Source organism: Mycobacterium sp. E1386 (assembly GCF_001672745.1).
In the GTDB taxonomy this organism is placed as follows: domain Bacteria; phylum Actinomycetota; class Actinomycetes; order Mycobacteriales; family Mycobacteriaceae; genus Mycobacterium.
In genome coordinates this window covers 1-11,372 of the sequence record NZ_LZKH01000206.1, presented here as the reverse complement: position 1 = coordinate 11,372, position 11,372 = coordinate 1, and the positions used below count along the sequence as shown (strand labels likewise).

General features: G+C 66.3%; 11 protein-coding genes and 1 pseudogene. 7 read left to right on the top strand and 5 right to left on the bottom strand.

From position 1 onward, the window contains the following. Positions 1-429, bottom strand: a 429-nt coding sequence (locus tag A5709_RS28955) for a hypothetical protein (RefSeq protein ID WP_231987025.1), incomplete at its 3' end; no start/stop codon positions are given. Positions 430-495: 66 nt separating this feature from the next. Between A5709_RS28955 and A5709_RS20920 the strand changes: the two genes are divergently transcribed. Beyond that, positions 496-2,976, top strand: coding sequence for a LuxR C-terminal-related transcriptional regulator (locus A5709_RS20920; protein WP_231987024.1), 2,481 nt, complete (start codon positions 496-498; stop codon positions 2,974-2,976). Here the strand turns inward: A5709_RS20920 and A5709_RS20915 are convergent. Genes A5709_RS20915 through A5709_RS20900 form a run of 4 tightly spaced genes read right to left on the bottom strand, consistent with a single transcriptional unit; the run spans position 2,973 to position 6,561 of the window. Next, complete coding sequence (locus A5709_RS20915) at positions 2,973-3,413, bottom strand: carboxymuconolactone decarboxylase family protein (protein WP_068122098.1); 441 nt, start codon at positions 3,411-3,413, stop codon at positions 2,973-2,975. The two genes, A5709_RS20920 and A5709_RS20915, sit on opposite strands and share 4 nt — an antisense overlap. Then, positions 3,413-4,270 (bottom strand): NAD(P)-dependent oxidoreductase, encoded by an 858-nt coding sequence (locus A5709_RS20910; RefSeq protein WP_068122097.1) that lies wholly within the window; start codon positions 4,268-4,270, stop codon positions 3,413-3,415. The genes A5709_RS20915 and A5709_RS20910 overlap by 1 nt, the downstream gene beginning before the upstream one ends. A gap of 46 nt (positions 4,271-4,316) precedes the next feature. Next, positions 4,317-5,066, bottom strand: a complete 750-nt coding sequence (locus tag A5709_RS20905) for an SDR family oxidoreductase (protein WP_068122095.1) — start codon at positions 5,064-5,066, stop codon at positions 4,317-4,319. Between the two features lie 25 nt (positions 5,067-5,091). After that, positions 5,092-6,561 (bottom strand): aldehyde dehydrogenase, encoded by a 1,470-nt coding sequence (locus A5709_RS20900; RefSeq protein WP_068122092.1) that lies wholly within the window; start codon positions 6,559-6,561, stop codon positions 5,092-5,094. 219 nt (positions 6,562-6,780) lie between these two features. Between A5709_RS20900 and A5709_RS20895 the strand changes: the two genes are divergently transcribed. From A5709_RS20895 to A5709_RS20870, 6 genes and pseudogenes are all read left to right on the top strand, one after another. After that, entirely contained in the window at positions 6,781-7,419 is a 639-nt protein-coding gene (locus A5709_RS20895; RefSeq protein WP_068011443.1) for a TetR/AcrR family transcriptional regulator, read from the top strand. Continuing rightward, positions 7,416-8,642, top strand: a complete 1,227-nt coding sequence (locus A5709_RS20890; RefSeq protein WP_067947773.1) for a cytochrome P450 — start codon at positions 7,416-7,418, stop codon at positions 8,640-8,642. The genes A5709_RS20895 and A5709_RS20890 overlap by 4 nt, the downstream gene beginning before the upstream one ends. After that, the gene (locus tag A5709_RS20885; protein ID WP_068122089.1) at positions 8,643-9,467 is read left to right on the top strand and encodes an SDR family oxidoreductase; all 825 of its coding nucleotides are present in this window, start codon (positions 8,643-8,645) and stop codon (positions 9,465-9,467) included. It begins immediately after the preceding gene. Further along, entirely contained in the window at positions 9,464-10,819 is a 1,356-nt protein-coding gene (locus A5709_RS20880) for a cytochrome P450 (protein WP_067947777.1), read from the top strand. Before A5709_RS20885 ends, A5709_RS20880 begins: the two co-directional genes overlap by 4 nt. Positions 10,820-10,827: 8 nt before the next feature. Then, positions 10,828-11,034, top strand: coding sequence for a ferredoxin (locus A5709_RS20875; RefSeq protein WP_067947779.1), 207 nt, complete (start codon positions 10,828-10,830; stop codon positions 11,032-11,034). Then, positions 11,031-11,372: pseudogene (locus tag A5709_RS20870) on the top strand (nuclear transport factor 2 family protein); the annotation flags it as partial. The gene A5709_RS20875 and the pseudogene A5709_RS20870, both read left to right, overlap by 4 nt.

Genomic DNA, 11,372 nt, shown 5'->3' with positions numbered 1-11,372 from the left:
CATACCGGCGAGGTGCAACTGCGCGACGAGGCAAACTACATCGGGCCGACCATCAACCGCGCGGCGCGGCTGCGCGACCTGGGTCACGGGGGTCAGACGGTCCTGTCGGCCACGACAAGCGATCTGCTTGCCGACGGGCTGCCCGCCGACGCGTGGCTGTTGGACCTCGGCACCCATCCCCTGCGGGACCTTCCCCGACCCGAACGGGTTGCGCAACTGTGCCACGCCGACCTTCGCAATGACTTCCCACCGCTTCGCGCAGCGAAAAGCACGGGCTCGCAGCATCTCCCGCCGCAATTCACCAGTTTCGTCGGGCGCGACGCCGAAATAGACACCGTTCGGCGGCTCCTCGCCGACAACCGGTTGGTGACCCTCACCGGCGCCGGTGGCGTCGGGAAGACGCGGCTGGCGCTTCAGGTCGCCGGCCACGTGGACGGCGATTTCGCGGATGGAGTGTGGTACGCCGACCTCGCTCCCATCACCGACCCCGACGTCGTGCCGGTCACGGTGACGCGCGCACTGGGGCTGCCCGACCAGGCCGGGCGTTCGACGATGGACACCCTGATCCGTGCCATCGCGGGTCGGCACATGCTCGTGGTGTTGGACAACTGCGAGCACCTGATCGACGCGTCCGCCGCGCTGGTCATCGCGCTGCTGGGCGCCTGCCCGGCCGTGCGGATCCTCGCCACCAGCAGAGAACCGATCCGGGTGGCCGGAGAGATCGCCTGGGGGGTGCCCTCCTTGTCCCTTAGCGACGAGGCGGTGGCACTGTTCGTCGACCGTGCCCGCCATGTGCGGCCGGATTTCAATGTGAGCGAAGGCCATTCGGCCACGGTGACCGAGATCTGCCGACGCCTGGACGGCATACCCCTGGCGATCGAGCTGGCTGCCGCACGGGTACGTGCGCTGTCGTTGACACAGATTCTCGGCAGCCTGCATGACCGGTTCCGGCTGCTGACCGGCGGGGCGCGAACGGCGGTACGCCGCCAGCAGACGCTGCGCGCGTCAGTCGACTGGTCGCACGCGCTGCTCACCGAGCCCGAACGGGTCCTCTTCCGCCGCGCGGCGGTATTCCTTGGCGGATTCGACCTCAATGCGGCGCAAGCGGTTTGCGCCGAGGGCGAGATCGAGCGCTACCAAACCCTCGATCAGCTCACGCTGCTCATCGACAAGTCACTCATCGCCATCGAAGACGGCGACCTAGGGTCGCGATACCGGATGCTGGAGACGGTTCGCCAGTATGCGCTGGAGAAGCTCGGCGAGGCCGGCGAGGCCGACGCGGTGCGCGCCCGCCACCGCGACCACTATGCGGCGCTCGCGGCGGAACTCGACGCGCCGGGGCGCATCGATCATCAGAGCCGGATCGAGCAGGCCACGGTCGAGATGGACAACCTGCGTGCGGCATTCGCCTGGTGTCGTGAAAACAACGAGATCCCGGCGGCTTTGCACCTCGCATCGGCGTTGCAAACGCTGTGGACCACTCGCGGCCGCGTGCGGGAGGGAACTGCCTGGTTCGACGCGGCGCTCCTTGACGCCGCCGCGCACGGCGTGGAGGTGCCGCTCCCCATTCGGGCCCGAGCACTCGCGGACAAAGCCACACTCGAGGGCGCGCAAACCATCCACGAAAACATGGACGAGGCGTTGGAGGCGTTGGCGCTCGCCCGCGAAATCGGCGAGCCGGCGCTGCTGGTTCGCGCGCTCGCCGGTTGCGGGATCATCTTCGCCTACGACGCGGTTGCTGCCGACGCCTATTTCAGGGAAGCGCTTGGACTTGCCCGCATGGTGGGCGACGACTGGAGTTTGAGCCAGATCCTGGCGTTTCAAGCCTTCGCGGCGGTGACGGGCAAAGGCGACCCGATCGAGGCGCGCGCCGCGGGCGAAGAAGGACGCGACATCGCTGACGCGATCGGCGACGGCTACGCCTCTCGCGGGTGCCGGTGGTGTATCGGGTTGTCGCAGTGGTGGGAAGGTGATCTGGCCGGGGCCGTAGCACAATTCCGGGAGCTGGTTGCCGAGTCTGGTGCCGCCCACGACGAAACGTGGCGGATGGCCAGTCTGGTCAGCCTCGGCCACATGCTCGCCTATACCGGCGACACCGCTTCGGCCCGGGCCGCCGCGGATGCGGCCGTCGAAGCCGCCCGCGACCTCGGTTCGTTCAACCAGGGTTACGCCTACGCGGCTTTGGCCGATGCGGCGCTGGCGGCAGGTGATGTCGCCGCATCCGCGAGCGCCGCCGACGCGGCGTGGCAGCGCTTGAAGGTTCAACCCGAACTGGCTGTCGTCAACGTCATTCCGCTGGCGGAGATCGCGCTGGCATTGGCGGACCTGACGGGGGCGCGCCGTTGGGCCGACGATGCCATAGCTGTAGCCCCCGGCGCGCATCGGGCATTCGCACTGACCAAGCGCGCCCGCGTCGCGATCGCGCAAAGCGATTGCGAGCAGGCGCAACGCGACGCGCACGATGCGTTGAGCGCAGCGGTGGACCTCAACGCGCACTTCGTCATTCCCGAGGTCTTCGAATGCCTGGCGACACTTGCCATTGGTGGCGGTGCGAACCGAGAAGCCGCACGCCTGCTGGGAACGGCAAAGGCGCTACGCGACCGCACCGGTTATGTGCGCTTCAAGATCTACGACGATGCCCACGAGGCTTCTGTGGCTGGCCTGCAGGAGGCTATGGGCGACAAAGACTTCGAAGAGGCATGGGCCGAAGGGGAGGCGCTGTCCGTGACGGAGGCGATCGCATATGCACGACGCGGACGCGGTGAGCGCAAACGGCCGGCGACCGGCTGGGCGTCACTGACCCCCGCCGAGATCAACGTGGTGAAACTCGTGAGCGAAGGGCTTCCAAACAAGGACATCGCCGCGCGCCTCTTCGTCTCGGCGCGAACCGTGCAAGCACATCTCAGCCACGTCTATTCCAAACTGGGCGTCAGCTCGAGAGTGCAGCTGGCGCAGGAGGCTTCGCGCCACGCCTAGTCGGCGGCCTTCTCCCCGGAGTGCATCTTCAACGCGGCGTCCACGTTGGCCTTCTTGTCCTCTCCGGCGCCCTTCGCGGCGGCCTTCTTCCGCTTCGCGACGACGGCGTCGACGGCACCGTTGAGCGCGGAACCGAGGGGGAACCCGAGGTAGTGGGTGAGAAAGACGGCCATCTCCTTGAGCTCCGTCTCGGTGAGCTCCCCGTTGAGCAACGCGGCGTTGATCTGAATCTCGGCCAGGTCGCGGTTGCCGATCGCGGTCACCGCCGTCAACGTCATGATGCGCTTGTCGCGCATCGACAATCCCGGTCGCGTCCAGATGCTGCCGAACAAGTGGTCGACGGTCAGGTCGAAGTAAGCGTCGCCCTCGATGTTGGGCATCTCCCAGCCGTAGACCTCGTTCATCTTCGCGAGGCCCTTGCGGCGAAGTTCGTCCATCACGCCTCTTTCTCTGTGTGTGGCATCCCGAGCCCGGCCGCCAGCCCCTCGTGCGCCAACCGGGCCAGCGGCAGATCCACCGACACCGCCTCGCCCAGGACCAGCGCCAGGCTCAGGTCTTTCTCCCCCAGCCCGCGGGTGTGCAGGAACGGCTGGTACAGGAAGTGTTCCGGCTCAAGGTCTTTCATGTCGTCACGGACCATTATCGCGCCGGGCCCGCCGGTGAGGGCATCGGTGTGACGCACCACCCGACCCAGCGCCTGCAGATCCAGTCCCGCCGCCTCCGCCAGTTTCATGGCCTCACACGCCGCAACATACGACGTGAAAGTCAACATGTTGCGGGCCAGCTTCATTCGGGTCCCAGCGCCGGGCTCACCGGCGTGGATGACGACCGCCGCCCAGTGTTTGAACGCCGGCTTGATCCGCTCGTACACCTCCCGATCAGCCCCCACCATGGTGGCGAGCTCGCCCTTCGCGGCGGCCGCGGCGCCACCGCTGACCGGTGCGTCCACGACATGGATGCCGTGCGGCTTGAGGTCACTGGCCAGTTCCGCAGCCGTGGTGTCGCTGATGGTCGAGTGGATCGCGATGACCGTGCCGGGCTTGGCGTGGGCGGCCAGCTCGCCGACGACCTCGCGCACCTGCGCGTCGTCGAGGACGGTGACGTGGATGATGTCGGCGGCGGCTACGTCGGCGACGCTGTCGGCCAGGCCGGCGCCCTTCTCGGCCAGCGGCGTCATCGCCTCGGTCCGGATGTCGTAAACCGTCACCCCGCCGGGCCATTCGGTCATCTTCGTGGCCATCGGCGCACCCATATTGCCCAGGCCGATGTACCCGAGCTTCAAGTCACTGGTCATATGCGCCGCTCCTTCTCATCGCTGCGCTCTGCATCGTCGCCGGCGGTCATGACCGGATTATCTGCCCGCCGTCAACGTTGAAGATCTGCCCCGTGATCCACGACGCCTCATCGGAGAGCAAGAACAGGCACATCCCGACCAGATCCTCGGGAGTCCCCATGCGCGACAAGGGAAGACCCTTGACGATGTCGGCGACCATCTCCTGCGGCGTCGTGGTTCGGTTTGCCTCAGTGTCGATGGGCCCTGGCGCGATCGCGTTGATCCGGATGTTTTGGCCACCCAACTCGCGGGATAGCTGTTGCGTCAGGCCGTTCACCCCGACCTTGGCCAGGCCGTAGTAGTTCGAATACAGCCACGCCGCCGTGGACGACTGGTTGACGATCGCCCCGCCGCCGCGCTTGGCCATCTTCTTGTAGACGGCGCGGGTGCACCACAAGGCGCCGTCGAGGTTGACGCTCATGAACTTCTTGTAGTACTCGGGGTCGATGGTGAGCAGGAAGTCCAGCTTCATGCCCCCGAAGATCGCGGCGTTGTTGACCAGATAGTCGATGCCGCCGAACTCGGCCAGCGCGCGGTCGGCCATCGCCTTCGCCGACACCGGGTCGGAGACATCGACCGGCACCGCCAGCGCCGTGCCACCGTCGGCGACGATCTGCTTGGCCACCGCCTCGGCCGCCTCGGATTTGATGTCGGCCACGACAACCGCGGCGCCTTCACGTGCCAGGGCCTCGGCGTAGGCCTGCCCGATGCCGCCGCCCGACCCGGTGACGATGGCGACTTTGTTCTCAAACCGCATGCTCTCGAGCTCCTCTAGTTGACCTTTAACCGACTGAAGTCGCGATGGTCTTGATCTCCAAGTACTCCTCGAAACCGGCCAGACCCATCTCTCGACCGTTTCCGGACTGTTTGTAGCCGCCGAAGGGGGCATCGGCCGAATACCATACGCCGCCATTGACATTGATGGTCCCCGCGCGGACCCGCGCGGCAACTCTCGCCGCCCGATCCGGATCGGCGCCGAATACGGTGCCCGACAAGCCATATGGCGAGTCGTTGGCGATGCGCACCGCGTCGTCGTCACCGTCGTGCGGAATCACCGTCAGCACCGGGCCGAAGATCTCCTCGCGCGCGCAGCGGGCGTCGTTGCCCAGCCCCGCGATCACGGTGGGCTCGATGAAGAAACCGACGTCGCGGTCGGACGGCCGGCCACCCCCGCACGCGAATGTGCCGCCCTCGGCGATGGCCGAGTCCAGGTAGCCCTGGATCCGATCGCGCTGGCGCGCCGAAATCACGGGCCCACAGATCGTTCCGGGGTCGGTGGGGTCGCCGGCCTTGATGCCGCCCATCGTTGCGGCCGCGATGGCTACAGCTTCGTCATACTTGGCCCGCGGCACCACCAGCCGGGTGGTGATCGCGCATCCCTGCCCGGCGTGCATGCACACCGAGAACCCGGCCACGCCCACGGCACTGCTCAGGTCGGCATCGTCGAGGACGATGAACGCCGACTTGCCGCCGAGCTCGAGGAAGACCTTCTTGATGGTGGCGGCACCGTCGGCCATCACGCTGCGGCCGGTTGCGGTCGACCCGGTGAACGAAACCATGTCCACCCGAGGGTCTTTGGTCAACAGCGCACCCACGCCGTGGTCGCTGGAGGTGACGATGTTGATGACACCGGGCGGGAAGTCGGTGTGCTCGGCGATGAGTTCCCCCAAAACCGCGGCGCACCATGGGGTATCGGGGGCGGGCTTGAGGACGACGGTGTTCCCCGCGGCCAACGCGGGCCCGATCTTGGCGAGGTTGATCTGGTGGGGGAAGTTCCACGGGGTGATCGCACCGACGACGCCCACGGCCTCACGGGCGATGGTGCGCCGGGTGGGGATGCCCATCGGCGACGCCACGCCGAGATCCTGGTTGTAAACGTAGGATTCGGCGGTATCCGCCGCGAACGCGAGGTCGTTGACCGGAACTTCGAGCTGGGCGATGCTGGTGAGCATCCGCGGCGCGCCGACCTCGGCGATGGTCAGGTCGCGCAGCTCTTCGAGGTGCTGCTGCATCGCCTCGCGCAATTGACGCACGCACCGCACCCGCAACTCGGTGTCCCGCGACCACTCCGTCTCATCGAAGGCGCGCCGCGCGGCGTCGATGGCGCGGCCCATGTCGTCGGCGTCGGCGTCCGCCGCGACCCCGAGCACCTCCTCGGTCGCGGGGTTGATCGTCGGGAACGTGCCGGTGCTGCCGGGCGACATCTTCCCGTCGATGAAAAGTGCGCTCACGCCGTCGGCCAACAAGGCCATCTCCCGCTCCCGTCTCTGCGACCAATCGAGCACGCGAAATCTCAGTGAACTTCAGTGGACACTTGTCCGATATTCTCCGATGGAACCATAGCCGTCCGGCTGTCGGCGGTGCAAGGGTCGATCGCGATCGGGGCGGCCGCCGCCCGAAAACACGACATTAAGCCGCATCTTTGCGGATCGGGGTTGCTTCCGGCGGAGTCGGTCCGATAGCTTGGACATGTGTCCAGCGATGCACTGGTGACGACCAAGTCCCAGGCCGATCACCAGGCCGGCCGGCCCACGCGGAACCGCCGCCAGGAGGAAACCTTCCGGAAGGTGCTCGCGGCGGGCATCGAGACGCTGCGTGAGAAGTCGTACGCCGACCTGACGGTGCGCGCGGTGGCAGCCCGCGCCAAAGTCGCCCCGGCCACCGCTTATACCTACTTCTCGTCGAAGAACCACCTCATCGCCGAGGTCTACCTCGACTTGGTGCGCCAGGTCCCCTACTTCACCGACGTCAACGACCCGATGCCCACCCGGGTGGAACAGGTGTTGCGCCACCTGGCCCTGGTGGTCGCCGACGAGCCCGAGGTCAGCGCCGCGTGCACGACGGCGTTGCTCAGCGGAGGCGCCGAGCCCGCGGTGCGGGCCGCGCGCGACCGGATCGGCGCGGAGATCCACCGTCGCATCGCATCCGCGATCGGCCCCGCCGCCGACCCCACCGCCGTGTCCGCGCTGGAGATGTCGTTCTTCGGCGCGCTCGTCCAGGCCGGAAGCGGCGAATTCACCTATCGCGAGATCGCCGACCGGCTGGCCTATGTGGTCAGGCTGATCCTCACCGGCGCCGGAGAGACTAGCCAGGAGACAAGCACCGAATGACCATCCATGTTGGCGACCACGAGCTGGTCCTCGATCCGTACGACTACGACTTCCACGAGGACCCGTACCCGTACTACAAGCGCCTCCGCGATGAGGCCCCGCTGTATCGCAACGAGAACCTGAACTTCTGGGCGTTGTCGCGGCACCAAGATGTGCTGCAGGGGTTCCGCAACAGCACGACGCTATCCAACAAGTACGGCGTCTCGCTGGACCCGGCATCGCGCGGGCCGCACGCATCGAAGACGATGTCCTTTCTGGCGATGGACGATCCCGCACATCTGCGACTGCGGACGCTGGTGTCAAAAGGCTTCACCCCCAGGCGAATTCGGGAACTCGAACCCCGGGTCACCGAGATCGCGGTACAACACCTGGACACGATGCTGGAAAAGGCCAGGTCTTCAGCGGACGGCACCGTCGACTACGTCGACGAGTTCGCCGGGAAGCTGCCCATGGACGTCATCTCGGAATTGATGGGTGTCCCCGAACCGGATCGAGTTCAGGTGCGCGCCTGGGCCGACGGGGTGATGCACCGCGCGGAGGGCGTCACCGACGTGCCGCCGGAGGCCGTCGAGGCCTCCATCAACCTGATCGTCTACTACCAGGGGATGGTCGCCGAGCGGCGCAAAAAGCTGACGGATGACCTGACCTCGGCGCTGCTGGAAGCCGAGATCGACGGCGACCGGCTCACCGACGAAGAAGTCCTCGGCTTCATGTTTCTGATGGTGATCGCCGGCAACGAGACGACCACCAAACTCCTTGCCAATGCCGCATTCTGGGGGCACAAAAACCCGGATCAGCTGACTCCGGTCTATGCCGACCTGTCGCTGGTGCCGCTGTGGGTCGAGGAGACCCTGCGCTACGACACGTCCAGCCAGATCCTGGCCCGCACCGTGTCCGGGGAGCTCACCCTCTACGACACGACCATTCCCGAGGGCGACGTCTTGCTGCTGTTGCCCGGTTCCGGCCATCGCGACGAGCGGGTCTTCGACAATCCCGACGACTATCTGATCGGGCGCGAAATCGGGCCCAAGCTATTGAGTTTCGGTAGTGGCGCACACTTCTGCCTGGGCGCGCATCTGGCGCGGATGGAAGCCCGGGTCGCGCTCACCGAGTTGTTCAAGCGAATCCGCGGATATCAGGTGGACGAGGCCAACGCCGTCCGCGTCCACTCCAGCAATGTCCGCGGATTCGCTCACCTACCGATGACCGTGGAGGTCCGCTGAATGCCCCGCTTTGACCCCCTGCCCGAACGCCGGCCGGCCATCGTGGCCGGCGCCTCGTTCGGCATCGGAGAGGCCACCGCCATCGAACTCGCGGCGCACGGCTTCCCTGTCGCGCTTGGTGCCCGCCGAGTCGAGAAGCTCAACGACATCGTGGGCAAGATCAACGCCGAAGGCGGCGAGGCCGTCGGATTCCACCTGGACGTCACCGACCCGAACTCGGTCAAATCCTTTGTTGCACAGTCGGTCGATGCACTGGGCGAGATCGAGGTGCTGGTGGCCGGCGCCGGCGACACGTACTTCGGCAAGCTCGCGGAGATCACCACCGACGAGTTCGAGTCGCAACTGCAGATCCACCTCGTCGGCGCCAACCGGCTGGCCGCCGCGGTGCTGCCGGGCATGCTGGAGCGCCGGCGTGGCGATTTGATTTTCGTCGGCTCCGACGTGGCCCTGCGCCAGCGGCCGCACATGGGTGCCTACGGCGCGGCGAAGGCCGCTCTCGTGGCGATGGTCACCAACTTCCAAATGGAGCTCGAGGGCACCGGCGTGCGGGCCTCGATCGTGCACCCCGGCCCGACGAAGACCTCGATGGGCTGGAGCCTGCCGGCCGAAAAGATCGGCCCCGCACTGGAGGACTGGGCCAAGTGGGGCCAGGCCCGCCATGACTACTTCCTGCGCGCGGCGGACCTGGCGCGCGCCATCACGTTCGTCGCCGAGACACCGCGCGGCGGGTTCATCGCGAACATGGAGCTTCAGCCCGAAGCCCCGTTGGCTGACAAGAAAGATCGACAGAAGCTCGCACTCGGCGAGGAGGGAATGCCGTCATGACAACCACCGCGATTGTTCCGCGGGTTTCCGGCGGTGCGGAAGAGCATGGTCACCTCGAGGAATTCCGCACCGACCCAATCGGTCTGATGAAGCGCGTCCGGGAGGAGTGCGGCGACGTCGGCTGGTTCCAGCTGGTCGACAAACACGTCATCCTGCTATCGGGCGCGGGCGCCAACGAATTCTTCTTCCGCTCCGCCGACGAGGATCTGGACCAGGCCGAGGCGTACCCGTTCATGACGCCGATCTTCGGCAAGGGCGTCGTCTTCGACGCCAGCCCCGAGCGGCGCAAGGAGATGCTGCACAACTCGGCCCTTCGCGGCGAGCAGATGAAGGGCCACGCCAGCACCATCGAGGGCGAAGTCAAGAAGATGATCGCCGACTGGGGCGACGCCGGCGAGATCGAGCTGCTCGACTTCTTCGCGGAGCTGACCATTTACACCTCGACCGCCTGCCTGATCGGGCTGAAGTTCCGTGAGCAGCTCGACCACCGCTTCGCGGAGTACTACCACGAGCTGGAACGTGGCACCGACCCGCTGTGCTACGTCGATCCCTACCTGCCGATCGAGAGCTTCAAGCGACGCGACGAGGCACGCGTCAAACTCGTTGCGCTGGTGCAGGAGATCATGGACCAGCGGCTGGCCAATCCGCCGAAGGACAAGGCCGACCGGGACATGCTCGACGTGCTGGTCTCGATCAAGGACGAAGATGGCAATCCGCGGTTCTCCGCCGACGAGGTCACCGGGATGTTCATCTCGCTGATGTTCGCCGGGCACCACACCAGCTCGGGAACCTCGGCGTGGACGCTGATCGAATTGATCCGCCATCCCGACGTGTACGCCGAGGTGCTCGCCGAGCTCGAGGAGCTCTACGCCGACGGCCAAGAGGTGAGTTTCCATGCGCTGCGGTCGATTCCGAAGCTGGATAACGTGGTCAAGGAGACCCTGCGGCTACACCCGCCGCTGATCATTCTGATGCGGGTGGCCCAGGGCGAGTTCGAGGTCGAGGGCTTCGGAATCCACAAGGGCGACTACGTCGCCGCGTCCCCGGCGATCAGCAACCGGATCCCCGAGGACTTCCCCGATCCGGACGCCTTCAAGCCCGACCGCTACAACAAGCCCGAACAGGCCGACATCGTCAACCGGTGGACCTGGATTCCGTTCGGCGCGGGGCGGCACCGGTGCGTCGGCGCCGCTTTCGCCCAGATGCAGATCAAGGCGATCTTCTCGGTTCTGCTGCGCGAGTACGAATTCGAGATGGCGCAGCCGGCCGACAGCTACCACAACGACCACTCCAAGATGGTCGTCCAGCTCGCGCGGCCGGCGAAGGTCCGCTACCGCAAGCGCCAGAAGTAGGTTCCCCCATGGGATTCAGGATCGAAGCCGATCTGGATTTGTGTCAGGGCCATGCCATGTGCGAACTGGAGGCGCCGGACTATTTCCGGGTGCCCAAGCGCGGCAAGGTCGAGATCCTCGACCCGGAACCGCCGGAAGACGCCCGCGACGAAGTCGAGCGCGCGGTCGATATGTGCCCAACGCATGCACTGTTCATCAAAGAGAAAGAAGACTGACCATGGAGTCATCACGCGACGAACTCGAGGCATGGGTCGACCGCTGGCTGCAGGCCAACAAGGACTGCGAGAAGGCCGGTGACTGGCGGCCGTTGGCGGACTTCTACGCCCAGGACGCCACCTACGGCTGGAACATCGGGCCCAAGGAAGACGTGATGTGCGTCGGCGTCGACGAGATCCGCGACATCGCCCTCGGGATGGAGATGGAGGGCCTGGAGAACTGGGTGTACGAGTACCAGAAGGTGCTCATCGACGAGAAGCAGGGCGAGATCGTCGGCTTCTGGAAGCAGATCGTCAACAAGTCCGACGGCACCCAGGATGAGATCTACGGCATCGGC

Excerpts from the sequence above, each read along its gene's own strand:
- A5709_RS20915 (WP_068122098.1), bottom strand. The coding sequence starts at position 3,413 with ATGGACGAACTTCGCCGCAAGGGCCTCGCGAAGATGAACGAGGTCTAC.
- A5709_RS20910 (WP_068122097.1), bottom strand. The coding sequence starts at position 4,270 with ATGACCAGTGACTTGAAGCTCGGGTACATCGGCCTGGGCAATATGGGT.
- A5709_RS20905 (WP_068122095.1), bottom strand. The coding sequence starts at position 5,066 with ATGCGGTTTGAGAACAAAGTCGCCATCGTCACCGGGTCGGGCGGCGGC.
- A5709_RS20900 (WP_068122092.1), bottom strand. The coding sequence starts at position 6,561 with ATGGCCTTGTTGGCCGACGGCGTGAGCGCACTTTTCATCGACGGGAAG.
- A5709_RS20890 (WP_067947773.1), top strand. The coding sequence starts at position 7,416 with ATGACCATCCATGTTGGCGACCACGAGCTGGTCCTCGATCCGTACGAC.
- A5709_RS20885 (WP_068122089.1), top strand. The coding sequence starts at position 8,643 with ATGCCCCGCTTTGACCCCCTGCCCGAACGCCGGCCGGCCATCGTGGCC.
- A5709_RS20880 (WP_067947777.1), top strand. The coding sequence starts at position 9,464 with ATGACAACCACCGCGATTGTTCCGCGGGTTTCCGGCGGTGCGGAAGAG.
- A5709_RS20875 (WP_067947779.1), top strand. The coding sequence starts at position 10,828 with ATGGGATTCAGGATCGAAGCCGATCTGGATTTGTGTCAGGGCCATGCC.